Raw genomic sequence first — 23,771 nt, 5'->3', positions numbered from 1 at the left:
ACGATATGGACAACAGCATCCTGGAAGGCCTGCTCGACAAGCAGGAACGCATTACGGTCGCGGACCAGATCTACCAGAAGACCCGCCAGCTCTTGATGAGCGGCGCGGTGCCTCCGGGGGAAAAGGTGACCCTGCGCGGCCTGGCGGCCGTGCTCAACACCAGTCCGATGCCGGTGCGCGAAGCGGTCAACAAGCTGGTCGCCGAAGGCGCGCTGGAAATGCTGCCCAGCCGCGGCCTGCGCGTGCCCAAGCCCAGCTTGCCGAAATTCCGGGAGATCGTGCGCATCCGCTGCTGCATGGAAGGCTTCGCGGCGGCCGAGGCCGCCAAGATCATGACGGACGCGACGGTCGCGCGCATACGGCAATACGCCGACGAGTTCGACAGGCTGGGGCACCGGCCGAAGATCGACACCCTGAAGACCATCGAGGCCAACCGCAACCTGCATTTCACGCTGTACGAGGCGGCCGGCATGCCGCTGCTGGTGGGCATGATCGAGAACATCTGGCTGCAGATCGCGCCGCTGTTTTCGCTGAGCATGGGCAGCAAGGACCGCAAGTCGGAGAGCTGGGAGTCGTTCAGCCACCACGCGGCGCTGCTGGGCGCCCTGGAGCGCCGCGACGCCGAGGGCGCGCGCGCCGCGGTCGTGGCGGACATTTCGGATGCCGCCCTGTACATCGAGAAGACGGGCAATTTGGACAACACGTAAAGCGAGTCAGACATGGATATCGAGGTCGTGATGCCCGCCATCGGCGCGGGCACGACGCAAGGCAAGATCCTGCAGTGGTTGAAGCAGTCGGGCGATGCGGTCAAGGCCGGCGACATCCTGGCCGAAATCGAAACCGACAAGGCCGTCATTGAACTCGAAGCCCTGGACAGCGGGGTCCTGCACCGCATCCACGTGCCGGCCGGCGACACCGAGGTGCCGGTGGGCGACGTCATCGCGACCCTGCTGTCCGAGGGCGGCGCGGCCGCCGAAGCCATCAGCCCGCCGCCCGCGCCGGCAGCCGTGCCCGCGGCCGCTCCGGCGGCGCACGCCGCCAGCGATCGCGCGCGGGCGGAGCCCGGCCTGGCCGCGCAGCGCCTTTTCGCCAGCCCGTCCGCGCGGCGCCTGGCGCGCACGCTGGGGGTGGACCTGCACGCGCTTGCGGGCAGCGGGCCCAATGGCCGCATCGTAAGGGTGGATATCGAAAACGCGGCCGGATCGCCGGCGCCCATGCCGGCGGCGGAACCCGCCGCCATCGCGCCGCTTCCCGCCGGGGCCGCGCTGCGGCCGCACACGCCCATGCGCGCCACCATCGCGCGCCGTCTCGTCCAGTCCAAGCAGCAGGTTCCGCATTTCTACCTCACGGTGGACTGCCGCATGGACGCGGCGATGGCCGCCCGCGCCGCGCTGAACGCGCGCGGCGAGGCCGCGCCCGAGCCTGTGCGCCATTCGCTGAACGACCTGCTGGCGATGGCGGTGGCGCGCGCGGTCAGGCAGACCCCGGCCATCAATGCGCAATGGACGGAAGAGGGCATCGCGCAGCTCGGCCAGGTGGACCTGAGCATCGCCGTGGCGCTGGAATCCGGCCTGATCACGCCCATCGTGCGCAACGCCGACAGGAAGTCCCTGCGCGAGATCTCCGCGGAGATCGCGCAACTGGCCGAGCAGGCGCGGCGCGGCCGGCTGCGCCCCGAACAATACGAAGGCGGAAGCCTGACGCTGTCGAACCTGGGCATGTATGGCGTGCGTGAATTCGCCGCCATCGTCAACCCGCCGCAAAGCGCCATCCTGGCCGCGGGCGCGGTGACCCGGCAGCCGGTGGTCGACGGAGACGAGATCCGCATCGGCCACGTCATGAGCCTGACCCTGTCGGCCGACCACCGGGTGGTGGACGGCGCGGCGGGCGCGCAGTTCCTGAAAGCAGTGAAACAGCTACTGGAGAATCCCATCGAACTGATTCTCTAGCAGCCTGGACGAAGTCCAGGCAGCGTCCACGCATCAGGGCTAGGTGGACCGCGAACGGCGCACAGACCGATGGCGGCGGCAAGACGAAGCACCATTACTTAAAGTCTGGAGACAACGGAATGAAAATGCAGAAGCAGCTTTCCCGCATTGCCTGCGCGGCCGCGTTCGCGGCCATGGCCCAGGGCGCGTGGGCGCAGGCCGACATCAAGATCGGCTACAACAGCGACATGTCCGCCAGCGGCTCGGCCGACTTCGGCGTGTCGGCGCTGTCGGGGGCCAGGCAGGCCGCCGAGGAGATCAATGCAGCCGGTGGCGTCCTGGGGCGAAAACTGGTCATCGTGCCGCGCGATGACGTGGGCTCGCCGCCCAAATCCATCCAGAACGCCAACGAGCTGGTGGACAACGAGAAGGTCGTCGCCATGCTGGGCGGGGTGAACTCCGGCAACATGCTGGCCTGGCTGCACATCGTGCAGCAGAAGAAGGTGCCGACGATTTCACCGTCCGCCACCGCCACCGAGATCACCAACCGCTACAGCAAGGAACCGGCCAACTACATCTTCCGCGTGTCCATGCGCGACCTGGACCAGATCACGCTGCTGGCCGCCTACGCGGCCCGCGCCACGAAGAACAAGAAGGTCGCCATCATCGCCGACACCACCGGCTACGGGCAGCAGGGTGCCAAGGACGCCGCGCACGTGCTCGGCCTGTACGGCATCACGCCGGTGGCCAACGAGAAGTTCGGTCCGAAGGACACGGACATGTCGTCGCAGTTGAACAAGATCAAGGCCGCCGGGGCGGACACCGTCATCGTCTATGCGCTGGCAGATGCCAACGGCCACCTGATGCGCAGCCAGGAGAAGATCAATTACTTCCCCGTCACGCTGGGCTCTTGGGCCAACCTCAGCCCTCCGTTCCTGCGCATCGCGGGGCCGGAACTGGCCAAGAAGATGATCTTCACGGCGTCCATCACGGAAGACTCCACGCCGCAGTCGCGGGCGCTCTATGACGCGATCATGAAGAAGGAAGGCAAGCTGCCCACCTACGTGTTCGCGGCGCACGCCTACGATTCGGTCAAGATCCTGGCGGCCGCCATGACGCAGGCCCAGTCCACGGAAGGCGAAAAAGTGCAGCAGGCGCTGGACGGACTGGGCAAGGTCGACGGCGTGATCAAGTCCTACGCGCCGGCCTTCTCCAAGGAAAACCACGAGGCATTGTCGTACCGGGACTTCCGCCTGGTGCGCTGGATCGACGGCAAGGTGGTCACGGTGGACGACGAGGTCAGCCGCGGCATCAAGCCGGACGAACTCAAGCAATAGGCAAACCGGCGGGCGCCGGCCCCGCGGTCAGGGCTGGCGCTTGCTCAGGTGGTTGACGAAGAGCTTGGCCGCGGTGGGCAGCGCGTCGAACGCCCGCACGCAGATCTGGATCTGGCGCCTGGCCCAGGGTTCCGACAGCGGGATGATGCGGATGTCGAACATGACCGAGTAGCGGCGGGCGATGTCCACGGGCAGCACGCCGATCCCCAGGCCGGAATTCACCATGAAGCACAGCGCGTCGAAACCGGTGACCTGCACCTTGAGCTGGATGTTGCGCTTTTCGTCGCTGGCGGCGTTGGACAGGATGCGGTTGATGGCGCTGCCGCGGTGCAGCCCCACGAAGTCGTGTTCGAGCGCGTCGGCGAAGCGGAAGCCGGGCCTGTCCTGCAAGGGATGGCCGGCGGGCACGACGAGCGCCAGCGTGTCCTCGCGGTAGGGATAGATCTCCACGTCGTGGTCGGGCGCGGTGCCCGAGAAAATGCCCACGTCCGCGGCGTTCTCGGCCACCGACTTGATGATGGTCGAGGAGATCTTCTCTTCCAGGTCCACCTGGACGTTGGGGTAGTCGTTCAGGAAGAGCTTGATGTCCTGGGGCAGGAACTGGGTGATGGCGGAGATGTTGGCGTGCACCCGGATGAAGCCGCGCAGGCCGCGCGAATAGTCCCGCATGTGCACGGAAATTTCGTCCAGTTCGTGCAGGGCGCGCCGCGCCATGGTGGACAGCGCGATGCCGGCCGGTGTCGGGCGGATGCCCTTGTTGGTGCGGATCAGCAGCCGGATCTTGAGGTTTTCTTCCAGTTCGCTGATGCGCTTGCTGATGGCGGCCGCGGCGATGTGCTCGTGTTCGGCCGCCGCCGCGATGGTGCCTTGCTCGACCACGCTGATGAAAAGCTTGAGGGAGGTGGGATCGAGGCGCATGGCGGGACGGACGGAAAAAGCGGACGAGACGGCCCATTGTAGCCAAGCGCGGCCCGTCATCGCGAACGGCGATGGCGGCATCGCTAATGACTGCTGTTGCGGAGGCTGCCGCCAGGGCTATCCTCCCCAAAAAATTCGCTCCGCCCCGGCGCGGACGGCGCGAAACACGATGGATGGAGCGCGAGACAAATGAATCTGCAGAATAGCCAGTTGCTGCGGCAGCAGGCATACATTGGCGGCACCTGGTGCGATGCCGACGGCGGGGCCACCATCACGGTGCGCAATCCCTTCGACGCGAGCGTGCTGGGCACGGTGCCCAACCTGGGCCGGGCCGAGACGGCGCGTGCCGTCGCGGCTGCCGATGCCGCCCTGCCGGCCTGGCGGGCCAGGACCGGCAAAGAGCGCGGCGCCATCCTGCGCAAATGGCATGCGCTGATCGAGGCCCATGCCGACGACCTGGCGCTGCTGCTGACCCTGGAGCAGGGCAAGCCGCTGGCCGAGGCGCGCGGAGAACTGAACTACGCGCTGTCGTTCGTGGAATGGTTCGCGGAAGAGGCCAAGCGCGTCTATGGCGACGTGCTTCCGCACACCCGCGGCGACCAGCGCATGCTGGCCATCCGCCAGCCCGTGGGCGTGTGCGCGGCCATAATCGCCTGGAACTTCCCGTCGGCCCTGGTCACGCGCAAGGTCAGCCCGGCGCTGGCGGCCGGCTGCACGGTGGTGCTCAAGCCGTCCGAACTGACCCCGTTCACCGCGCTGGCGCTGGCCTGGCTGGGCGAGCAGGCCGGCATTCCGCCCGGCGTGCTCAATGTCGTCATCGGCGACCCGGCGCCCATCGGCACGGAACTGACCCAGAACCCCACGGTGCGCAAGCTGACGTTCACCGGCTCCACGCAGACCGGCCGCCTGCTGATGGAGCAAAGCGCATCCAACATCAAGAAGCTGTCGCTGGAACTGGGCGGCAACGCGCCCTTCATCGTGTTCGAGGACGCCGACCTGGACGAAGCGGTGCAGGGGCTGGTGCTGTCCAAGTTCCGCAACGCCGGGCAGACCTGCGTCTGCGCCAACCGCGTCTACGTCCACGCCAGGGTGGCCGACGCGTTCAATGAGAAGCTGCTGGCGGAGATCCGCCGCATGAAGGTGGGCGGCGGTCTGGAAGAGGGCGTCACGCAAGGGCCGCTGATCGATCAGCGCGCCGTGGACAAGGTGACGCGCCTGGTGGCCGACGCCACGGCGAACGGCGCGGCGCTGCTGGCGGGCGGCAAGCTGCGCGCGCCGGGCACGCTGTTGTACGAGCCTACGCTGCTTGCCGGCATCACGGACGCCATGGAATTGGCGCACGAAGAGATCTTCGGTCCGGTCGTGGGCATCAGCACGTTCGAGTCCGAAGCCGCCGTGCTGGCGCGCGCCAACGACAGCGCCTCGGGCCTGGCCGCCTATTTCTACACCGCCAACCTGGAGCGGGTGTGGCGCATGATGGAAGGGCTGGAATACGGCATCGTCGGCGTGAATACCGGCGCCGTGTCCAACGAGGTCGGGCCGTTCGGCGGCATCAAGGAGTCGGGCGTGGGCCGCGAAGGATCCAAGTACGGCATCGAAGAGTTCCTGGAAATCAAGTACGTCTGCCTCGCCGGCAAGTCGTTCAACGCGATCCCCTGACGCCTGCGGACCCCGACATGAGCCAAGCACAGCAGCCTTCCGTCCGCGACGCGGACCCGTTCGATTACGTGATCGTGGGTTCCGGCGCGGCCGGCGCCATCCTGGCCAACCGCCTGAGCGCCGACGGCGCCACGGTCTGCGTGCTGGAGGCCGGGCCGCCGGACAACAGCCCCTTCCTGCACATCCCGGCGGGCTTCATCAAGGCGGTGTTCAACAAGAAGTACGCCTGGCAGTTCTCGAGCGAAGGCACCGCGCAGACCAACGGCCGGCGCGTGCCCATCCCGCAGGGCCGCACGCTGGGCGGCTCCACCTCCATCAACGGCCTGGTCTACAACCGCGGCCAGGCGGCGGACTTCGACCACTGGGCGGCGCTGGGCAACACCGGCTGGTCCTATGAAGAGGTGCTGCCGTACTTCAAGTCCATGGAGCGCCGCGCGGGCGGCGACGACCGCTACCGCGGCCGCCGGGGCGAACTGCCCGTCACGGACATCGACTGGATCCATCCGCTGTGCGAGGCGTTCATCGCCGGCGCGGTGGAGCAGGGCATCCCCCGCAATCCCGACTACAACGGCGCCGAGCAGGCCGGCGTAGGCTACTTCCAGCGCACCATCGACCGCGGCTGGCGCATGAGCACGGCCAAGTGCTTCCTGAAGCCGGCCATGGCCCGCAAGAACCTGGAAGTGCGCACCTATGCTCAGGCCACGCGCATTCTGTTCGAGGGCGCCAAGGCGGTGGGCGTGGCGTACTGCCACCCCGCGCATCCCTCGCAGGTCCGCGCCGTGCGCGCGCGCCGCGAAGTGATCGTGTCCTGCGGCGCCATCAATACGCCCAAGCTGCTGCAGTTGTCCGGCCTGGGGCCCGCCGACCTCCTGCGCCAGCACAACATCGAAGTGGTGCGCGATCTGCCGGGCGTGGGCGAAAACCTGAGCGACCATTATTCCGTGCGCGTCGTCGCCCGGGTGAAGAACAGCCAGACCATGAACCAACTGGTCAAGGGCCTGAGCCTGGCCGGCCAGATCAGCCGCTGGCTGATGAAGCGGCCCAGCATCATGGCGCTGAGTCCGTCGCTGCTGCACTATTTCTGGAAGTCCACCCCCGAACTGACGGCGCCCGACCTGCAAGGCGTGTTCACGCCCGCCAGCTACAAGGAAGGCTACGTGGGCATGCTGGACGATTTTCCCGGCATGACCGCGGGCGTGTGGCAGCACCGGCCGGAAAGCCGCGGCCAGGTGCGCATTGGCTCGGCCGATCCGCTGCAGGATCCCGTCATCCTGGCCAATTACCTGGAAAGCGAGGGCGACCAGCGGACCCTGGTGCGCGGCATCCGCCTGGCGCGCCAACTGTTGCGTTCGCAGGCCCTGTCGCCGTACTTCGACAGCGAGGTCCTGCCGGGCCCGCTGTGCGAGTCCGATTCCGAACTGCTGGATTTCGCGCGCCGCTATGGCGTGTCGTCCTATCACGTCAACGGCACGGCCCGCATGGGGCAGGCCGGGGACAAGTACGCGGTGGTCGACCCCCAACTGCGCGTGCACGGCATCCAGAACCTGCGCGTCATCGATTCGTCGGTAATGCCGGCCATGCCTTCGGCCAATATCTGCGCGGCCACCATGATGATCGGCAACAAGGCCGCCGACCTGATCAAGCAATCCTGAAAAACCAGTCAGCGGTCACTCCAGTGATCCAGAAGGAGACAACGTGAGTATCAAGCACTTTCCCAAGACGATGAAGGCCCTGCTGTTGGCGGCGGCGCTTGCGGGCGCCAGCGGCGCCGCGCTGGCCGACGACATCAAGATCGGCTTCAACAGCGACATGTCGGCCACCGGCTCGGCGGACTTCGGCATTTCGGCGCTGGCCGGCGCGCGCCAGGCGGCCGAGGAACTGAACGCCGCCGGCGGCGTGCTGGGCAAGAAGGTCGTCATCGTCGAACGCGACGACGTGGGCGCGCCGCCCAAGGCCATCCAGAACACCAACGAGCTGGTGGACAACGTCAAGGTCAATGCCATGCTGGGCGGGGTGAACTCCGGCAACATGCTGGCCTGGCTGCACATCGTGCAGCAGAAGAAGATCCCGACGATCTCGCCCGTGGCCACCGCCACCGACATCACCGGTCGCTACGCCAAGTCGCCGCCGAACTACGTGTTCCGCGTGTCGATGCGCGACCGCGACCAGATCGCGCTGCTGGCCGCCTACGCCGCCCGTGCCAGCAAGACCGGCAAGATTGCCGTCATCGCCGATACCACCGGCTATGGGCAGCAGGGCGCCAAGGACGCGGTCGAGATCCTGGGCCTGCACAAGATCACGCCCGTGGCCAACGAGAAGTTCGGCCCGAAGGACACGGACATGTCCTCGCAGTTGAACAAGATCAAGAGTTCGGGCGCCGACACGCTGATCGTCTACGCGCTGGCGGATTCCAACGCGCACGTCATGCGCAGCCTGGAAAAGATCAACTACTTCCCGACCACGCTGGCTTCCTGGGCCAACCTGAGTTCGCCGTTCCTGCGCATCGCCGGGCCGGAACTCGCCAAGAAGATGATCTTCACCGCGTCCATCACCGAGGATTCCACGCCGGAATCCAAGGCGCTGTACGACACGCTGATGAAGCGCGACGGCCGCCTGCCGACCTATGTTATGGCCGCGCAGGCCTATGACTCGGTCAAGCTGATCGCCGCCGCCATGGAACAGGCCAAGTCGACCGACGGCGAGGCGGTGCAGGGCGCGCTGCAGAACCTGGCGCAGGCCAAGGGCGTGATCAAGAACTACGAGAAGCCGTTCTCGGCGGACAACCACGAAGCGCTGTCGGTGAAGGACTTCCGCCTGGTGCGCTGGATCGACGGCAAGGTGGTGTCGGTGGACGATGAATTCACGCGCGCCATCACGCCGGACGATCTGAAGCTGTAAGTCAGCCGGCAGACGCCGCGCATCGAGAAGGATCTCTCCCCGAAGGCGTCGCGACGCCTTCGGGGAGTCGTCAAAAGGGGGGCATCCAGCATGCAAATACTACAAGCCATCCTGAGCGGACTGGCCATGGGCAGCGTCTACGCCCTGGTCGCGTTCGGGTTCAGCATCACTTACACCACGACCAAGACGTTCAACTTCGGGCAGGGCGCATTTCTGGCGCTAGCCGGCCTGATCGGCATCAGCGCCATCCTGCTGGTCACCCAGGGCAAGCTGATCGGGTTTCCCAATCCCGAGGACGTCACGTGGGGCACGTTCCTGTTCGCCCTGCTGGCCGCGATGCTGATATTGAGCCTGCTGGGCTACGTGCTCTACATCACCGCCATCCGCCACTTCGTCGGCGAGGCGGGGCTGTCGTGGGTCATGAGCACGATCGGCTTCGGCATCATCATCCAGAACCTGGCGCTGCTGATCTGGGGCCCCGCGCCCATCGCGCTGGCCTCGCCGCTGGGCGAGGGCATCATCACGGTCTTCGGCACGGGCGTGCGGCCCCAGGAGATCCTGGTGTTCGGGACCACACTGGTGCTGATGATCGTGTTCGACTGGGCGCTGCACAAGACCAAGATGGGCAAGGCCGTGCGCGCGGTGGCGTTCAGCAAGACCACCGCCAGCCTGATGGGCATCAACGCCAACGCCGTGGCGGTGGCGGTGTTCGCGATCAGTTCGGCGCTGGCCGCGATCGCCGGCGTGATGGTGGCGCCGATCGCGACCGCTTCCGTGTTCGTCGGCACCCTGCTGTCGCTCAAGGCGTTCTCGGCCGCCATCCTGGGCGGCCTGGAGAACCCGCGCGGCTGCATCTTCGGCGGCTTCCTGATCGGGCTGCTGGAATCGCTGATCGGCCTCTGGTATTCGAACCTCCGCGAGATCGCGGTGTTCGCGCTGATCATCGTCGTGCTGTATTTCCGCCCGGCCGGCATTCTCGGCCGCGTGCACGCGGAGAAAGTATGAAGCTCCCCAAAATCCTCATTCCCCTGGTCATCGCCGCGCTCGTGGTGGGCTTCGCCTATTCTGGCCTGAACGATTTCTATCTGCTGATCCTGTTCAACATCGGGGTCTATTACATCGCCGCGACCGGCTTCAATATCCTGGTCGGACAGACCGGCCAGAAGTCGCTGGGCCACGCGGGCCTGTTCGGCGTGGGCGCCTACACGGTGGCGCTGCTGACGGTGAACTACCAGGTAAACCCGTGGCTGGCGCTGGCCTGCGCGGCGGTCGTGTCGGCCGTCTTCGGCGTCGCGATCGCGATTCCCGCGCTGAAGGTAAAGGGCCCCAGCCTGGCCATGGTGACGATCGCCTTCGGCCTGCTGATCGAAAAGATCGTGTCCGAATGGACCGAAGTGTTCAAGGGACAGGAAGGCTTCTACGGCATCACCGGGCTGACCTTCAACGGCGCCACGCTGGACGGCCGCCAGTGGGTCGTGGTGGTCGTGGCGATCGGGCTGGCGCTGCATGCCATGACGTCCCTGCTGCTCAATGGCCGTTTCGGCCGCGGCTTCGCCGCCGTGCGCACTTCGGAAATCGCGGCCGAGAGCGTGGGCATCAGCGTCTACCGCTTCAAGATCCTGGCGTTCGCCATCAGCGCCATCACCTGCGGCATCGCCGGCGGCCTCGTGGCGCAGCAGAACCAGTACATCAACTCCGACTTCGTCAACTTCAACCTGTCGGTGTTCTTCCTGGTGCTGGTGCTGTTCGGCGGCCGCACGCCTGGCGGTTCGTTCCTGGGCGCGGTGGTGCTGACGGTGATCGACGCCATGCTGGCGCGCTGGCCGGAAGTGCAGCATTTCGCCTATGGCCTGATCCTGCTGTTCGCGCTGTACGCCATGCCGGAAGGGCTGGCGGGGTTGCTGGCGAAGGTGCTGCCCAGGCGCGGCCAGCGCGCGGCCCTGGCCGCCGAGGCCCGCCCCGACGACTGGAAGCCGGCGCCTCCCGCCGTGCGCGGCGGCGCCGCGGCCGGATTCCTGGAGGTGAAAGACCTGTACAAGGCCTTCGGCGGGGTCGTTCCCACCAACAAAGTGTCGTTCGCGCTGGAGCAGGGCGCCGTCGTGTCGCTGATCGGCCCCAACGGCGCCGGCAAGACCACCACGTTGAATCTGCTGTCGGGATTGGTGGTGCCGGACTCCGGCAGCATCCGGTTCAAGGGCCGGCAACTGGTGGGCCAGTCGCCCAACGAGATCGCCGCCTCCGGCATCGGCCGCACGTTCCAGAACCTCAAGCTGTTCGACGGACTGAGCGCGCTGGAAAACGTGATGGTGGGCTTTTACCGGGTGCAGAAGTCCAGCTTCTTCTCGAACCTGCTGGGCCTGCCCGGCAGCCTCGAAGAAGAACGGCGCATCCGCCGGCAGGCTTTCGGCATCCTGAAGTTCTTCGAACTGGACCGCTATGCCGACGACGCCGCCAACAGCCTGCCCTACGGCCTGCAGCGCCGGCTGGAAATCGCCCGCGCGGTGGCGGCCATGCCCGACCTGCTGCTGCTGGACGAGCCCGCCGCCGGCCTGAACCCGGCCGAGACGGACCAGCTCACCGAACTGATCGTGAAGCTCAAGGACATGGGCCTGACCATCCTGCTGATCGAGCACCACATGGACCTGGTCATGGCGATTTCCGACCACATCGTCGTGCTGGACTACGGGGTGAAGATCGCCTCCGGCTTGCCGAACCACATCCAGGAGAACCCGAAAGTCATCGAGGCCTACCTGGGCGCGCCCGCATAGGAGACGGCAATGAGCCGATTACTGGACATCAAGAACCTGGCGGTCAGCTACGGCGCCGTCAATGCCCTGAAGCAGGTTTCGCTGCACGTGGACACGAACGAGATCGTGACCATCATCGGCGGCAACGGCGCGGGCAAGAGCACGATGATGCGCGCTTTGTCGGGCATCGAGAAATCCACCGGCGACATCGCGTTCGCCGGGCAGGACCTGGGCGGCATCAGCGCGCACAAGCGCGTGGGACTGGGCATCGCGCACGTCCCCGAGGGGCGCCAGGTGTTCCCGGACCAGTCGGTCCACGACAACCTGATGCTGGGCGCGTTCCTGCGCAAGGAAACGCCGGCGGAACTGGCGGGAGAGATCGAGAGCTGCTTCGCGATGTTCCCGCGCCTGAAAGAGCGCCGGGACCAGTACGCGGGCACGCTGTCGGGTGGCGAGCAGCAGATGCTGGCCATCTGCCGCGCCCTGATGAGCAAGCCGCGCATCCTGATGCTGGACGAACCGTCCCTGGGCCTGGCGCCGCTGATCGTGGCCGAGATCTTCAAGATCATCAAGTCGCTGAAAGAACGCGGCATGACGATCCTGCTGGTCGAGCAGATGGCCAACCAGGCGCTGGCGATCTCGGACCGCGCGTATGTCCTGGAAGTGGGCTCCATCGTGATGGAGGGCACGGGCCAGGAGTTGTTGGCCAGCGAGCGCGTGCGCGAGGCCTATCTGGGAAAACACAAGAGCTGACGAGGCAATCATGTCATCCAAACCATTGAGCGGGATCCGCGTGCTGGAACTGGGCCAGTTGATCGCCGGGCCGTTCGCCGCCAAGATGCTGGGCGAATTCGGCGCCGAGGTGATCAAGATCGAACCGCCCGGCAAGGGCGACCCGCTGCGCAACTGGCGCCTGATCCACGACGGCACCTCCGTCTGGTGGCAGGTGCAGTCGCGCAACAAGAAGTCGGTCAGCCTGGACCTGCGCAAGCCGGAGGCGCAGGACCTGATCCGCGCCCTGGTCAAGGACATCGACGTGGTGGTCGAGAACTTCAAGCCCGGGACCATGGAAGCCTGGGGCCTGGGCTGGGAAGAACTGCGGGCCATCAATCCGCGGCTGGTGATGCTGCGCGTGTCGGGCTACGGCCAGACCGGCCCGTACCGCGACCTGCCCGGCTTCGGCGCCATCGGCGAGGCCATGGGCGGCCTGCGCCACCTGAGCGGGGAGCCCGGCCGCACGCCGGTGCGGGTGGGGATTTCCATCGGCGATTCGCTGTCGGCGCTGCATGGCGTCATCGGCATCCTGCTGGCGCTGCGCGCGCGCGACCAGAACGGCGCCGGCCAGATGATCGACGTGGCGCTGTACGAATCCGTCTTCAACATGATGGAGAGCCTGCTGCCGGAGTACGCCGTGTTCGGCGAGATCCGCCAGCCGGCCGGCAGCAGCCTGCCGGGCATCGCGCCCAGCAATGCCTACCGCTGCCAGGACAACAAATACGTGCTGATCGCCGGCAACGGCGACAGCATCTTCAAGCGCCTGATGGGCGTGATCGGCCGGCCCGACCTGGCCGAGGCGCCGGAGCTGGCGAACAACGCCGGCCGGGTGAAGCACGTGGTCATGCTGGACGACGCCATCTCGGCATGGACGGGCCAGCATCCGCTGGACCTGGTGCTGGATCGCCTGAACGAGGGGCAGATTCCGGCCGGCAAGATCTACGACGTGGCCGATATCGCGGCCGACCCGCACTACCAGGCGCGCGGCATGATCCTGGACGGCGCGCTGCCCGACGGCACGCCGGTCAAGCTGCCGGGCATCGTGCCCAAGCTGTCCGAGACGCCGGGCGAGGTGCGCAGCGCCGCGCCCGCCCTGGGCCAGGACACCGACGAGGTGCTTGCCGGCCTGGGCATCGGCGAAGCGCAGCGCGGCGATTGGCGCGCGCGCGGCATCATCTGAAGGGAACCGACCATGAGCGAACCGAACGCGAGCCGCAAGCGGCTGTACATCCAGGAGGTCGCGCCGCGCGACGGCTTCCAGAACGAAAAGCAGTTCATCGAGACCCAGGACAAGATCGCCTTCATTAACCAGTTGTCGCGCAGCGGCTTCGCCAAGATCGAGGCCACGTCGTTCACCTCGCCCAAGGCGATTCCCGCGCTGCGCGACGCCGAGATCGTGATGCACGAGATCGAGCGCAACCCGGACGTCGTCTACACGGTGCTGGTGCCCAACGTGCGCGGCGCGCAGCGGGCGCTGGAATGCAAGGTGGACGAGGTCAACCTGGTGATGTCCGTCAGCGAGACCCACAACCGCGCCAACCTGCGCATGACGCGGGAGCAGTCGTTCGAGCAGTTGAGCGACGTGGTCAGCGCGGTGCGCGGCAGCCGGGTCGCAGTGAACGTGTCGCTGTCCACGGTGTTCGGCTGCCCCATGGAGGGCGACATCAACGCGTTCGAGGTGTTCGAACTGGTGGGGCGCTTCGCCGCGCTGGGCGTGGACGGCGTGACCCTGTGCGACACGACGGGCATGGCCTATCCGACGCAGGTGGAGAAGATCGGCCGCGAAGTCCGCAGGCTGTTTCCCGGCCTGACGACCACCATGCATTTCCACAATACGCGCGGCATGGCGCTGGCCAACACGCTGGCGGCGATCGCGGCGGGCATCGACCGTTTCGACGCGTCGCTGGGCGGCCTGGGCGGCTGCCCCTACGCGCCGGGCGCCAGCGGCAACGTCTGCACCGAAGACCTGGTGCACATGCTCGAACTGATGGGCTACGACACCGGCGTGGACCTGCCGGGCATCCTCGGCGTGGCGGCGACGCTGCCCGGGCTGGTGGGCCACGATATCCCCAGCCAGATCCTGAAGGCCGGCCCGCGCCTGACCCTGCATCCGGCGCCCGACTTCAACGCCTGAACCCGGGCGGCGGCCCCGGCGGTTGTGCTATTTTCCTGGCATGCCGCCCGGTCCGGAGCCCGCCATGTTGAAGTTCGCCGCCAATCTTTCGATGATGTACCCGGAACACGCGTTCCTGGACCGCTACGCGGCCGCCGCGGCGGACGGGTTCGCGGGCGTGGAATGCATGTTCCCCTACGAAGCGCCGGCCGCCTTCGTGCGCGAACGCATGGACGCGGCGGGCGTGGCGCAGGTGCTCTTCAACGCGCCGCCGGGCGTCGCGGGCCGCGGCGAGCGCGGGCTGGCGGCCTTGCCCGGCCGCCAGGCGGAATTCCAGGCCGGGATCGAACAGGCGCTGTCCTACGCCACGGCGCTGGCCTGCCCGAACGTCCACGTGATGGCGGGCCTGGTGCCGGACGGCGCGTCGCGGCAGGCCATGCTGGACTGCTATCGCGCAAACCTGGACTGGGCCGCGCGCGAGGCGCGCTCGGCCGGCGTCACCCTGCTGATCGAACCCATCAACACGCGCGACATCCCCGGCTACTTCCTGAACCGCCAGGACGAGGCGCATGCCGTCGTGCAGGCGGTCAATGCGCCCAACCTGAAGGTGCAGATGGACCTGTACCACTGCCAGATCGTCGAGGGCGACGTCACCACCAGGCTGCGCCAGTACCTGCCCACCGGGCGGGTCGGCCACCTGCAGATCGCCGGCGTGCCGCTGCGCCAGGAGCCGGACCGCGGCGAACTGGATTACGGCTGGGTGTTCGGGGTGCTGCGCGAATTGCAGTACGCCGGCTGGATTGGCTGCGAATACCGCCCGGCGGGCGGCACCTCCGCCGGCTTGCGCTGGCTGGCGGCCGCCCGCGCCTGAGCGCGGCGCCGATGCCGCATTCCTGGTTTTCTCCGTGCTTTCCCTGTGTTCCCGGCCCGGCCAGAAATAGTTAATATGTTAATTAAATAGGAACGCAAGGAGACCGCGACATGTTCAAAGGCATCGTGCAGGGCGTCCTGCTGGCGGCGGCGCTGGCCGGCGCTTCGGTTGTTCCCGCCCCGGCCGCGGCCGCCGGGTATCCGGACCGGCCGATCCGCTGGCTGGTTCCTTTCAGCGCGGGCGGCGGCAGCGACCTCGCCACCCGCATCGTCGCCAGGCACGTGGGCGACACGCTGGGGCAGGCGGTGGTGGTCGAGAACCGCCCGGGCGCCGCCACCATCGTCGCGGCCCAGGAAACCGTCCGCGCCGCGCCGGACGGCTATACGGTGCTGACGGCGGGGATGAGCACGCTGGCGCTGAACCCGTGGCTGTACGGCAAGCTGCCCTACGATCCGCAGAAGGACCTGACCCCGGTTTCCACGCTGGTCTCGTTGCCCATCGTGCTGGTCGTGGCGCCCGATTCCTCCCTGCATACCCTGGCGGACGTGAAGGGCTACCTGAAGCGCGACCAGCCGGGCAGTTATGCGTCCCTGGGCGTGGGCAGCCCCCATCATCTGGCCATGGAACTGTTCCTGGAAACCATCCAGGGCCGGGCCACGGCCATCCCGTACAAGGGCACGCCGCCGGCCCTGCAGGACGTGGCTTCGGGCGTGGTGCCGATGATGATGGCCGACCTGGCCGCCGCGCGCCCGCTGATCCAGGCGGGCAGGCTGCGCGCCATCGCCGTGCCGGCCGCAAGGCGCTCGTCGCAGTTGCCGGACGTGCCGACCTTCGCCGAGGCGGGCGGCCCGGCGTTCGAGGCCGCGGCATGGCAGGGCGTGGTCGCGCCGGCCGGCACTCCGGCCGACGTGGTCGAGACGCTGAGCCGGGCCATCGTCCAGGCGCTGCGCTCGCCGGAAGTGGTGAAGCAACTGACCCTGCAGGGCATGGAGCCCACCGGCAGTTCGCCGCGGGCGTTCGCGGGCTACGCGCGCGAAGAGTATGAGCGCTGGGGCGCCGTCATCCGCAGCAAGCGCATTTCGGCGGATTGACCGCCTGCGTAACAGCCGCCGCAAGGTGTAACGGACACGTTCCGCCCGGCGGCGCGGGCGTACGATAAAGCCATGTCGATCCTGCCTGCCAGACCAGGAAGGAGCATGTCATGTCTTTGATCGTAGCAGCCCGATTCGAGGGCTTCGAAGCGGCCCAGGCCGCGGCCCGGCGCCTGTCCTCCGGCGGTTTTCCGGACTGGGACATCAACATCTTCTACGTGAATCCGGCCGGCGAGCATGGCCGCTATCCCTGGGGCGGCGATCGCCGTTCCGACCCGGACTCGGGCCGCGCCGACATGGGCGCCTTCCTGGGCGCGGGCGGCATGGGGGCGGGGTTCGCGGTGTTCGGCGGGTTCGTGATGTCGGAACTCAGCGATTCCACGCCGCTGGTCCTGGCGGCGGCGGGCGTGGGCGCCTACCTGGGCTCGCTGTTCGGCGCGCTTTGGGTGACAGGCCACGGCACTACCCTGCATGGCCACTTCAATCCCGATTCGCATGCCGAGATCCGCCAGGCCGGCGTCATGGTGGCGGTGCGCACGCGCCCGCAACGCGAAATGCTGGCGTGCCGCATCCTGCGCGACACCGGCGGGGCCGACGTGGAGCACGCCAACGGCCGCTGGCGCAACAACCACTGGGAAGACTTCGATCCGCTGGCGCCGCCGCAGCGGGAAGTGGGCTTCGGCTGAAGCCGGTGTCTGACACCCGTGGGAGACGCGCTTCAGTTTGTACTGGCGTCTCAGGGGTGTCAGACACCTCAGTCCAGCGCTGGCGCGGGCGGCTTGCGGTCGCGCCGGGCCGTGGCGGCGCAGCCGGCGGATGCCACGATGATGCCGCAGATGGCCAGCCATTGCGTCTTGTCCAGGTGCTCGTTCAGCACGAGCACGCCCGCCAGCGCGCCCATGGCGGGTTCCATGCTGAGGAGCACGCCGAAGGTTTTTTGCGGCAAGCGCTTCAGGGCCACCATCTCCAGCGAATAGGGCAGGGCGCTGGACAGGATGCCGACCGCGATGCCGGCCAGGATCAGCTTGGGATCCAGCAAGGCCGCGCCGGCATGCGCCGCGCCGATGGGCAGCGCCACCAGGGTGGCCGCCGTCAGGCCCAGCGAGGTCGCCTGCCCGCCATGCACATTGCCGGCAATCTTGCCGAAGATGATGTAGAGCGCCCAGCACACCGCCGCGCCCAGCGCGTAGGCGATGCCGGCGGGATCCAGGTCGTGCACCGACTGGCCCGTGGGAATCAGCAGCACCAGCCCGGCCGCGGCGCAGGCGATCCAGACGAAGTCGATGGCGCGGCGCGACAGCGCGACGGCCAGCGTCAGCGGCCCGGTGAACTCGATCGCGATGGCCACCCCCAGCGGCAGCGTGCGCAGGGCCATGTAGAACAGCAGGTTCATGCAGGCCAGCGTCACCCCGTACAGCGCGATCTTGCCCGCGTCCCGGCGCGTCAGGGGGAAGCGCCACGGACGCCAGATCGCCAGCAGGATCAGCGCGCCGATGGCGATGCGGTAGGCGGTCGTGCCCTGGGCGCCCACGAACGGGAAGAGCGACTTGGCGAACGAAGTGCCGATGCACAGCGAGGCCATCGCGCCGATCAGCGACAGCGTGGGGAGCAGGGTGGAGGACGAAGCGTTGCGTCCGGGGTTCAGGGTTGCGGCAGTCATGATTCAGGGTGGGAAAGCGTGGGGCGGCCGGTCCGGGCAGAGGCGTCAGGCCGCCAGGGTTTCGGCGGTGGAGTACAGCACGTACAGCGCCAGGCCGACCATGACGGCGCCCAGCAGGCCTTGCTGCATCCGCAGGAACCACGGATTGCGGCCGACCCACCCGCGGATGCGCGACGCGCCGTAGGCGAAGCAACTGCCGTAGGGCAGGCTCAGTATCTTCATCGTGATGCCCAGCACCAGCATCTGGATCCAGACCGGCCCGTTGTCCGGCGCGGTGAACTGCGGCAGGAAGGCGATCATGAAGAGCAGCACCTTGGGGTTCAGCAGGTTAGTCGTGAATCCCTGCCAGAACGCGTCGCGAGCGTCGCCCGGGCGCGCGGCCAGCGACACTTCGGCCGAGCGGGCGCAGCGGACGATCGCCTTGACGCCCAGATAGCCCAGGTACAGGCCGCCGGCGGCCTTGATCCCCATGAACAGCGAGGGAAAGGCCCGCAGCACCGAGGCCAGCCCCAGCACCACCGCCGGCACCTGGATGAATCCGGCCGCGACGTTGCCGAGCACGCTGTGGAAGGCCGGCCGGAAACCCTGGGTCATGCCCCGCGAAAGGGTAAGCGCCATGTCGGGGCCGGGCGTGAGTTTGAGCGCCGCGTCGGCGACGAGGAATAGCAGGAAAAGCTGGAGTGACGGCATGATACGGGGAGGCGGCCTGTCCGCGGCGCGGGCAGAGGGCTCTGGGGCAGGCCCTAGTGTAAGCAGGCCGGCTGAATTATTCCTGCATCCCGGGGCGGCGGAATGAAGTTTCCCGTCGAAATGGGGTCGGATTCCGCCGCCGCCCGGCTTAGAATCGGTGGCCGGGCCGGCGCGGCCCGCATCCAACACGTTCCGAGACCCTTATGGAACTAGACGATTTCGACCTTCAGATCCTGCAAAGCCTGCAGGAAGACAACCAGCGCACCAGCCAGGAAGTGGCGCAGCGCGTGAACCTGTCGCCGGTGTCCTGCCTGCGCCGCATGAAGCGGCTGCGCGAGTCCGGGGTGGTGCTGGGCGACGTATCCGTGGTGGACCCGGCCGCCGTGGGGCGGGGAATCATGATGGTCGTGCTGGTGACCCTGGAAAGCGAGCGCGCCGACAAGCTGGACCATTTCAAGCGCGCGATGCTGGGCGCGCCGGAGATCATGCAGTGCCTGTCGGTCACCGGCGACGTCGATTTCGTGCTGACCCTCACCATGCGGGACATGGACGAGTACGAGGTGTTCGCCCAGCGCCATTTCTGGGGCAACCCCAACGTCAAGCGCTTTTCCACGCTGGTCGTGATGAACCGGGCCAAGTATGGGATGACGGTGCCGGTGTCTACATCGGCTTGAGGCCCAGCTCCCGGATCATCTGCCGGTACTTGGAGACCTGGTTGGCCGCATAGGCGTCGGCGTCCTGCTGGCTCATCGGCTGCAGCAGCAGGCGCCCTTCGGCCTCCATCCGTTGGCGCAGGTCGGGCTGCTCCAGCGCGTGGCCCACCGCAAGCCGCAAGGTGGAGACTTCCGCGGCCGGGGTGTCCTGGCGCACGTAGTAGCCGCCGGCGATCGTGTAGACGAAGTCGGGAATCGTCTTGCTTTGCGAAATCAGCGGCAGCCTGGATAGCGGCGCGGGCAGCTTGTCCGAGAAGCTGGTCAGGATCTTCAACTGCTGCTGTGCCGCCATCCCTTCCATCGCCTGCTGATACGGCAGGACGGCGAAATCGACCTGCCGTCCGATCAGGTCCTGCAGCGCCGGCGCCCCGCCGCGATAGGGCACGTGCAGGAATTCCGCGCCCACGCGCCGCCCCAGGTACTCGGTCATGATGTGATACAGCGAGCCCACGCCGACGCTGCCGAACGTCAGGGGGCTGGCGCCGGGACGCTTGGCGTAGGCGATGAATTCATCGACGTTCGACACGGGCAGGTCGGCGCGCGCCAACAGCACGATGGTCGCTTCGCTGATGGGCTGGGCCAGGCGGAAATCCTCGGGTTTGTAATGGGCCGCCGCGTTCAGGAACGGGCTGAGAATGACCTCATTGGCCGACCCATGCAGGAAGGTATAGCCGTCGGGCGGGCTCGTCAGGACGCGGCGCGCGCCCAGCATGCCGGCTCCGCCGCCCACGTTTTCCACGATGACTTGCTGCTTCAGCGCATTGGCGATGTGCACGCCGAACTGCCGCGCGGAGGCGTCGCTGGCACCGCCGGCGGGGTACGGCACGATCAGGCTCAGCGGCTTCCTGGCCGGATAGTCCGTGGCGTGCGCCAGCGGGACGACGGCGCACGCCGCCAGGAAAATGGCGGCCGCCCGGGCCGGTAGGTTCCAACGCATGCTGCTTCTCCCTTGTCTTGTCTGTTCGAAGGCAGCCGGCCGTCAGGCCGGACTGTGCCATGCAGTCTAGGCAGCGGCGCTTGCCGGCATCAATGACGGGGAGGGCGCTGGATCATTGCGAAATCTGCATCGATGCGCGACCGGCTCAGGTGCGGCCGGCTTAGGCGCGGCCGGCCTCCAGGGCGGGAAACGTCTTCAGAATGTGGCGCAGCATGCTGGCGGTGGCGGGCGGCAGATGGCGGCCCGCCAAGGTAATGACGTGGGTGCGGCTGTTGTTCAGGATGGGGTTGGCCAGCGGCAGCGACACCAATTGACGGAACTGCGGGCCCTTCAGCGGCATCGATAGCGGATTCACGACATAGCCCAGCCCTTGGCCGGCGAACTCCCACAGGATCTTGAAGGAATTGGTCAGCAGCGCGGGCTTGAGCTTGACGTTCTCGTCAAGCTCCGCCGCCTGGATGTGCTGGCGTACGCCGAACGATTCGTCCATGGCCGCCCAGCCGTGGGGCGCCAGGTCCGACAGCCGCAAGGCCCGGTTCGCGCGCGCCAGCGGATGGTCTTTGTGCACGTGCACGCGCATCGGCGCCGCCCGCGAATAGTGCGAACGCAGTCGCACATCGTTCGGCGGCTGGAAGGCCACCGCGATCTGCGCGCGCTCTTCCACGATGCAACGCACGGTCTCATTGGTGCCGGCCACGTGGATGTCGTAGGTAATGTCGGGGTGTGCGCGCACAAAGGAAAGCAGCATGGGTTCCAGCAGCATGTCGACGAAACCCTCGCCCAGCGCCAGCTCGACGTGGCCGCGCGTGGCGCTCTTGAGGTTGTTGACCTCGGCCTGGAAGGATTCGTTCAGGTCTTGCTGGCGGCGCGCGAACAGCGCCATCAGCCGCCCGGCATCCGTGGGCACGACGCCGCGGCCGCGGCGCTCCAGCAAGGTCAGGCCCGTCTCCGCTTCCAGCCTGGCGACGGCGCGGCTTATCGCGGACGGGTCGGTTTGCAGCACGTCGGCGGCGGCGCGCAATGACCCGGTCTCGATGACCTGCAGCAGACATTGCGTCCGCTTGAATTCCAGAACGTTGTCCATGCTTGTCCGTTTCCCGGCCTCGCTTCCGATGCGCGCAATCGAACGTTGCAAAAACCGCATCAATAAAGGGTGATCGTTGCTATCGAGTTTGTACTCGCGCGTGTCTATAGTCGTAAGCCGTATTTCCCCCAGGCCCGTCCTATGGAGACACCGCCCCATGGCTATCGTCGAGTCCCCCCTCAGTCCTGAATTGCTGCGCCAGATGCGCGACTGGCGCCGCGATCTGCACGCGCACCCGGAAACGGCGTTCTGCGAATTCCGCACGGCCGATCTGGTGGCCCGCGAGCTGGAGCGCGCGGGGGCGGCGGTGCATCGCGGCCTGGGCGGCACGGGCGTGGTGGGAACGCTGACGCGCGGAGCGGGGCCGACGATCGGCCTGCGCGCCGACATGGACGCGCTGGACGTGCAGGAGCTGGGCGAGGTGACGCACCGCTCGACCATCGCCGGCAAGATGCATGGTTGCGGCCATGACGGCCATACCGCCATGCTGCTGGGGGCGGCCCATCACCTGGCTCGGGACCCGGGGTGGCGCGGCACGTTGCGCTTCATTTTCCAGCCCGCCGAAGAACATGCGGGCGGGGGCCTGGCCATGGTGCGCGACGGCCTGTTCGACAAGTTTCCGTGCGACGCCGTGTATGCCCTGCACAATTCGCCCAATCTGCCGTTCGGCGTGGTGTCCACGCGCGTGGGCACCGTCATGGCCAATTGCGACACCTACGAGATCTCCGTGACCGGCAAGGGCTGCCACGCGGCGCAGCCCGAGCATGGGGTCGACCCTATCGTGGCGGCGGCGCAGGTCGTGAGCGCGATGCAGACCATCGTCAGCCGGAACGTGAAGGCGACCGATGCGCTGGTGCTGAGCCTCACGCAGATCCACGCGGGCGATACCTGGAACGTCGTGCCCAACAGTGTTCTGCTGCGCGGAAGCTGCCGCACGCTGACCGCCGCCACGCGCGACCTGGCGGAGCGCCGGCTGCGCGAAGTGTGCGCAGGGGTGGCCACGACCTCGGGCGCCTCGGTCGACGTGCAGTATTTCCGCGGCTATCCGGCTTGCGTCAATACCGAGGCCGAGGTCCGGCTGGCCGCCCGGGCGGCTGCGCGGGTAGTGGGGCCGGAGCGGGTGGACACGGCCTGCACGCCGCGCATGGGGTCGGAAGACTTCGCCTACATGCTGGAACAGCGGCCGGGCGCCTATGTATTCGTGGGGGCGGCCCGCGCCGGCGACAACCCGCCTGTGCACAACCCGTACTACGACTTCAACGACGACATCCTGCCATTGGGGGCGCATTACTGGGTGGCGCTTGTAAAAGAGGCCATGCCGGCATGAGTCACCCGGCCCGCCGGAACGGGCGGCCGGGTCGCGACATCCAATCCCATATGCAAGCGGCGTTTCGCGCCATCCCGGCGCGCCGCCCCGCCTGCACGCATTGCTTCGGGAGATGAGATGAAAGCGATTCGGACAGCATGGCTCTGCGCCCTGGTCCTGGCCGGCGCCGGCGCCGGCGCGTTCGCGCACGGCAACGGACCGACGGACCCGCAGATCGCGGCCATCGTCGTGGTGGCCAACCAGGTGGACGTCGATGCCGGCAAGCTGGCGCAGGAAAAATCCGGCACGAAAGAAGTCAAGGAATTCGCCGCGCTGATGGTGGCCGACCATACGGCCGTGAACCGCGCCGCCGGCGAACTGGTCCAGAAGCTCAAGGTCGCGCCCGAGGCGAATGCGACCAGCGACAGCCTGCAACAGGGAGGCGACAAGAACCTTGCCACGCTCAAGGGCCTGAGCGGGGCGGCGTTCGACAAGGCCTACGTCGACCACGAAGTGGCCTATCACGAAGCGGTGGTCGAGGCGCTGGACAAGACCCTGATCCCGAGCGCGCACAATGCCGAGCTGAAGGCATTGCTGATCAAGGTCCGGCCAGCCTTCATCGCGCATCTGGAGCATGCCAGGCAGTTGCAGAAGAGGCTTGCCGGTGGCTAGGTCGGCCTTGTCCGCGGCGTGGCGGCGCGCCGGCGCCGCCCTTTGCGCGGGCCTGGCCCTGGCCGGCGCCTCGGCGTGCGCCGCGGACGATACGCCTGACGCGAAGGCGGCCGAGCATATCGTGGCCATCGAGGGCATGCGGTTCGTCCCGGCCACGCTGACCGCCAGGCGCGGAGATCGAGTGACGTGGATCAACCAGGACCTGGTGCCGCACACGGCCACCGCGCTTTCTCGGACATTCGATTCCAGCGCCATCGCGGCCGGCGCGTCGTGGACCTACACTGTCGGCGAGGCGGGCAGCATCGCGTACACCTGCCTGTTCCATCCGGCCATGCAGGGAACCCTGGTTGCGCAGTGACGAGGCGGAGGTTGG

At 67.5% G+C, this 23,771-nt stretch carries 23 protein-coding genes; 18 read left to right on the top strand and 5 right to left on the bottom strand.

The genetic code is table 11. The features are described from left to right. The first annotated feature begins 5 nt into the window (after positions 1 to 5). The 3 genes from WHX56_RS02200 to WHX56_RS02190 all read left to right on the top strand — a co-directional run bounded on the left by WHX56_RS02200 (position 6) and on the right by WHX56_RS02190 (position 3,265). Positions 6 to 707, top strand: a complete 702-nt coding sequence (locus tag WHX56_RS02200) for a GntR family transcriptional regulator (protein ID WP_287755903.1) — start codon at positions 6 to 8, stop codon at positions 705 to 707. Between the two features lie 12 nt (positions 708 to 719). Beyond that, the gene (locus WHX56_RS02195) at positions 720 to 1,949 is read left to right on the top strand and encodes a dihydrolipoamide acetyltransferase family protein (protein WP_338880181.1); all 1,230 of its coding nucleotides are present in this window, start codon (positions 720 to 722) and stop codon (positions 1,947 to 1,949) included. Between the two features lie 119 nt (positions 1,950 to 2,068). Next, positions 2,069 to 3,265 (top strand): ABC transporter substrate-binding protein, encoded by a 1,197-nt coding sequence (locus WHX56_RS02190; RefSeq protein ID WP_129245943.1) that lies wholly within the window; start codon positions 2,069 to 2,071, stop codon positions 3,263 to 3,265. Between the two features lie 27 nt (positions 3,266 to 3,292). Here WHX56_RS02190 and WHX56_RS02185 read toward each other — a convergent pair whose 3' ends face one another. Continuing rightward, positions 3,293 to 4,183 (bottom strand): LysR substrate-binding domain-containing protein, encoded by an 891-nt coding sequence (locus WHX56_RS02185; protein WP_129245941.1) that lies wholly within the window; start codon positions 4,181 to 4,183, stop codon positions 3,293 to 3,295. Positions 4,184 to 4,372: 189 nt separating this feature from the next. Between WHX56_RS02185 and WHX56_RS02180 the strand changes: the two genes are divergently transcribed. The 11 genes from WHX56_RS02180 (at position 4,373) to WHX56_RS02130 (ending at position 17,022) form a co-directional block, all read left to right on the top strand. After that, the gene (locus WHX56_RS02180) at positions 4,373 to 5,842 is read left to right on the top strand and encodes an NAD-dependent succinate-semialdehyde dehydrogenase (RefSeq protein ID WP_338880180.1); all 1,470 of its coding nucleotides are present in this window, start codon (positions 4,373 to 4,375) and stop codon (positions 5,840 to 5,842) included. A 17-nt stretch (positions 5,843 to 5,859) separates the two neighbouring features. Beyond that, positions 5,860 to 7,494 (top strand): GMC family oxidoreductase, encoded by a 1,635-nt coding sequence (locus tag WHX56_RS02175; RefSeq protein ID WP_338880179.1) that lies wholly within the window; start codon positions 5,860 to 5,862, stop codon positions 7,492 to 7,494. Between the two features lie 43 nt (positions 7,495 to 7,537). Then, the gene (locus WHX56_RS02170; protein WP_129245935.1) at positions 7,538 to 8,740 is read left to right on the top strand and encodes an ABC transporter substrate-binding protein; all 1,203 of its coding nucleotides are present in this window, start codon (positions 7,538 to 7,540) and stop codon (positions 8,738 to 8,740) included. A gap of 90 nt (positions 8,741 to 8,830) precedes the next feature. After that, complete coding sequence (locus WHX56_RS02165) at positions 8,831 to 9,745, top strand: branched-chain amino acid ABC transporter permease (RefSeq protein WP_129245933.1); 915 nt, start codon at positions 8,831 to 8,833, stop codon at positions 9,743 to 9,745. Next, on the top strand, positions 9,742 to 11,508 hold the full coding sequence (locus WHX56_RS02160; RefSeq protein ID WP_129245931.1) for an ABC transporter permease subunit: 1,767 nt from the start codon (positions 9,742 to 9,744) through the stop codon (positions 11,506 to 11,508). The genes WHX56_RS02165 and WHX56_RS02160 overlap by 4 nt, the downstream gene beginning before the upstream one ends. 9 nt (positions 11,509 to 11,517) lie before the next feature. Continuing rightward, entirely contained in the window at positions 11,518 to 12,240 is a 723-nt protein-coding gene (locus WHX56_RS02155) for an ABC transporter ATP-binding protein (RefSeq protein WP_338880178.1), read from the top strand. Between the two features lie 10 nt (positions 12,241 to 12,250). Then, positions 12,251 to 13,441 carry a CaiB/BaiF CoA transferase family protein gene (locus WHX56_RS02150; protein WP_129245927.1) on the top strand — a complete coding sequence of 397 codons (1,191 nt, stop codon included), beginning with the start codon at positions 12,251 to 12,253 and terminating at the stop codon, positions 13,439 to 13,441. Between the two features lie 12 nt (positions 13,442 to 13,453). After that, positions 13,454 to 14,395, top strand: coding sequence for a hydroxymethylglutaryl-CoA lyase (locus tag WHX56_RS02145; protein WP_338880177.1), 942 nt, complete (start codon positions 13,454 to 13,456; stop codon positions 14,393 to 14,395). 64 nt (positions 14,396 to 14,459) lie between these two features. Beyond that, a complete protein-coding gene (otnI, locus tag WHX56_RS02140; protein ID WP_129245923.1) occupies positions 14,460 to 15,245 on the top strand; it encodes a 2-oxo-tetronate isomerase in 786 nt (261 codons plus the stop codon). 110 nt (positions 15,246 to 15,355) lie between these two features. Then, entirely contained in the window at positions 15,356 to 16,336 is a 981-nt protein-coding gene (locus WHX56_RS02135; RefSeq protein ID WP_287754355.1) for a Bug family tripartite tricarboxylate transporter substrate binding protein, read from the top strand. Positions 16,337 to 16,446: 110 nt separating this feature from the next. Continuing rightward, positions 16,447 to 17,022, top strand: a complete 576-nt coding sequence (locus WHX56_RS02130) for a hypothetical protein (protein ID WP_129245919.1) — start codon at positions 16,447 to 16,449, stop codon at positions 17,020 to 17,022. Between the two features lie 68 nt (positions 17,023 to 17,090). On the opposite strand, the gene WHX56_RS02125 is transcribed toward WHX56_RS02130, so the two are convergent. Together WHX56_RS02125 and WHX56_RS02120 are read right to left on the bottom strand one after the other, a co-directional pair. Then, positions 17,091 to 17,996: a DMT family transporter gene (locus WHX56_RS02125; protein WP_338880176.1), complete on the bottom strand. Its 906-nt coding sequence runs from the start codon at positions 17,994 to 17,996 to the stop codon at positions 17,091 to 17,093. A 45-nt stretch (positions 17,997 to 18,041) separates the two neighbouring features. Continuing rightward, positions 18,042 to 18,686, bottom strand: a complete 645-nt coding sequence (locus tag WHX56_RS02120; protein WP_338880175.1) for a LysE family translocator — start codon at positions 18,684 to 18,686, stop codon at positions 18,042 to 18,044. A gap of 203 nt (positions 18,687 to 18,889) precedes the next feature. On the opposite strand from WHX56_RS02120, the gene WHX56_RS02115 reads away from it, so the two are divergent. Next, entirely contained in the window at positions 18,890 to 19,360 is a 471-nt protein-coding gene (locus WHX56_RS02115; protein WP_338880174.1) for an Lrp/AsnC family transcriptional regulator, read from the top strand. Here the strand turns inward: WHX56_RS02115 and WHX56_RS02110 are convergent. Then, positions 19,347 to 20,336, bottom strand: coding sequence for a tripartite tricarboxylate transporter substrate binding protein (locus WHX56_RS02110; protein WP_338880173.1), 990 nt, complete (start codon positions 20,334 to 20,336; stop codon positions 19,347 to 19,349). The genes WHX56_RS02115 and WHX56_RS02110 overlap by 14 nt on opposite strands. Before the next feature lie 160 nt (positions 20,337 to 20,496). Then, on the bottom strand, positions 20,497 to 21,420 hold the full coding sequence (locus WHX56_RS02105; protein ID WP_338880172.1) for a LysR family transcriptional regulator: 924 nt from the start codon (positions 21,418 to 21,420) through the stop codon (positions 20,497 to 20,499). A gap of 157 nt (positions 21,421 to 21,577) precedes the next feature. Between WHX56_RS02105 and WHX56_RS02100 the strand changes: the two genes are divergently transcribed. From WHX56_RS02100 to WHX56_RS02090, 3 genes are all read left to right on the top strand, one after another. Further along, entirely contained in the window at positions 21,578 to 22,747 is a 1,170-nt protein-coding gene (locus WHX56_RS02100; RefSeq protein WP_338880171.1) for a M20 aminoacylase family protein, read from the top strand. A 117-nt stretch (positions 22,748 to 22,864) separates the two neighbouring features. Beyond that, the gene (locus WHX56_RS02095; RefSeq protein ID WP_338880170.1) at positions 22,865 to 23,398 is read left to right on the top strand and encodes a DUF4142 domain-containing protein; all 534 of its coding nucleotides are present in this window, start codon (positions 22,865 to 22,867) and stop codon (positions 23,396 to 23,398) included. Further along, the gene (locus WHX56_RS02090; RefSeq protein ID WP_338880169.1) at positions 23,391 to 23,756 is read left to right on the top strand and encodes a cupredoxin family copper-binding protein; all 366 of its coding nucleotides are present in this window, start codon (positions 23,391 to 23,393) and stop codon (positions 23,754 to 23,756) included. Before WHX56_RS02095 ends, WHX56_RS02090 begins: the two co-directional genes overlap by 8 nt. The last annotated feature ends 15 nt before the right edge of the window (positions 23,757 to 23,771 follow it).

It is taken from the genome of Achromobacter veterisilvae (assembly GCF_037619525.1).
Classification (GTDB): Bacteria; Pseudomonadota; Gammaproteobacteria; order Burkholderiales; family Burkholderiaceae_B; genus Achromobacter; species Achromobacter veterisilvae.
The sequence above is the reverse complement of the archived record's forward strand: the minus strand, read 5'-3'. Positions and strand labels throughout refer to the sequence as shown.

What these genes read in the sequence shown, in the direction of transcription:
- WHX56_RS02105 (WP_338880172.1), bottom strand. Translation starts at nt 21,420, where the DNA reads ATGGACAACGTTCTGGAATTCAAGCGGACGCAATGTCTGCTGCAGGTC.
- WHX56_RS02115 (WP_338880174.1), top strand. Translation starts at nt 18,890, where the DNA reads ATGGAACTAGACGATTTCGACCTTCAGATCCTGCAAAGCCTGCAGGAA.
- WHX56_RS02150 (WP_129245927.1), top strand. Translation starts at nt 12,251, where the DNA reads ATGTCATCCAAACCATTGAGCGGGATCCGCGTGCTGGAACTGGGCCAG.
- WHX56_RS02120 (WP_338880175.1), bottom strand. Translation starts at nt 18,686, where the DNA reads ATGCCGTCACTCCAGCTTTTCCTGCTATTCCTCGTCGCCGACGCGGCG.
- WHX56_RS02130 (WP_129245919.1), top strand. Translation starts at nt 16,447, where the DNA reads ATGTCTTTGATCGTAGCAGCCCGATTCGAGGGCTTCGAAGCGGCCCAG.
- WHX56_RS02165 (WP_129245933.1), top strand. Translation starts at nt 8,831, where the DNA reads ATGCAAATACTACAAGCCATCCTGAGCGGACTGGCCATGGGCAGCGTC.
- WHX56_RS02190 (WP_129245943.1), top strand. Translation starts at nt 2,069, where the DNA reads ATGAAAATGCAGAAGCAGCTTTCCCGCATTGCCTGCGCGGCCGCGTTC.
- WHX56_RS02095 (WP_338880170.1), top strand. Translation starts at nt 22,865, where the DNA reads ATGAAAGCGATTCGGACAGCATGGCTCTGCGCCCTGGTCCTGGCCGGC.
- WHX56_RS02195 (WP_338880181.1), top strand. Translation starts at nt 720, where the DNA reads ATGGATATCGAGGTCGTGATGCCCGCCATCGGCGCGGGCACGACGCAA.
- WHX56_RS02200 (WP_287755903.1), top strand. Translation starts at nt 6, where the DNA reads ATGGACAACAGCATCCTGGAAGGCCTGCTCGACAAGCAGGAACGCATT.
- WHX56_RS02100 (WP_338880171.1), top strand. Translation starts at nt 21,578, where the DNA reads ATGGCTATCGTCGAGTCCCCCCTCAGTCCTGAATTGCTGCGCCAGATG.
- WHX56_RS02175 (WP_338880179.1), top strand. Translation starts at nt 5,860, where the DNA reads ATGAGCCAAGCACAGCAGCCTTCCGTCCGCGACGCGGACCCGTTCGAT.
- WHX56_RS02145 (WP_338880177.1), top strand. Translation starts at nt 13,454, where the DNA reads ATGAGCGAACCGAACGCGAGCCGCAAGCGGCTGTACATCCAGGAGGTC.
- WHX56_RS02185 (WP_129245941.1), bottom strand. Translation starts at nt 4,183, where the DNA reads ATGCGCCTCGATCCCACCTCCCTCAAGCTTTTCATCAGCGTGGTCGAG.
- WHX56_RS02155 (WP_338880178.1), top strand. Translation starts at nt 11,518, where the DNA reads ATGAGCCGATTACTGGACATCAAGAACCTGGCGGTCAGCTACGGCGCC.
- WHX56_RS02125 (WP_338880176.1), bottom strand. Translation starts at nt 17,996, where the DNA reads ATGACTGCCGCAACCCTGAACCCCGGACGCAACGCTTCGTCCTCCACC.
- WHX56_RS02135 (WP_287754355.1), top strand. Translation starts at nt 15,356, where the DNA reads ATGTTCAAAGGCATCGTGCAGGGCGTCCTGCTGGCGGCGGCGCTGGCC.
- WHX56_RS02110 (WP_338880173.1), bottom strand. Translation starts at nt 20,336, where the DNA reads ATGCGTTGGAACCTACCGGCCCGGGCGGCCGCCATTTTCCTGGCGGCG.
- otnI (WP_129245923.1), top strand. Translation starts at nt 14,460, where the DNA reads ATGTTGAAGTTCGCCGCCAATCTTTCGATGATGTACCCGGAACACGCG.
- WHX56_RS02180 (WP_338880180.1), top strand. Translation starts at nt 4,373, where the DNA reads ATGAATCTGCAGAATAGCCAGTTGCTGCGGCAGCAGGCATACATTGGC.
- WHX56_RS02160 (WP_129245931.1), top strand. Translation starts at nt 9,742, where the DNA reads ATGAAGCTCCCCAAAATCCTCATTCCCCTGGTCATCGCCGCGCTCGTG.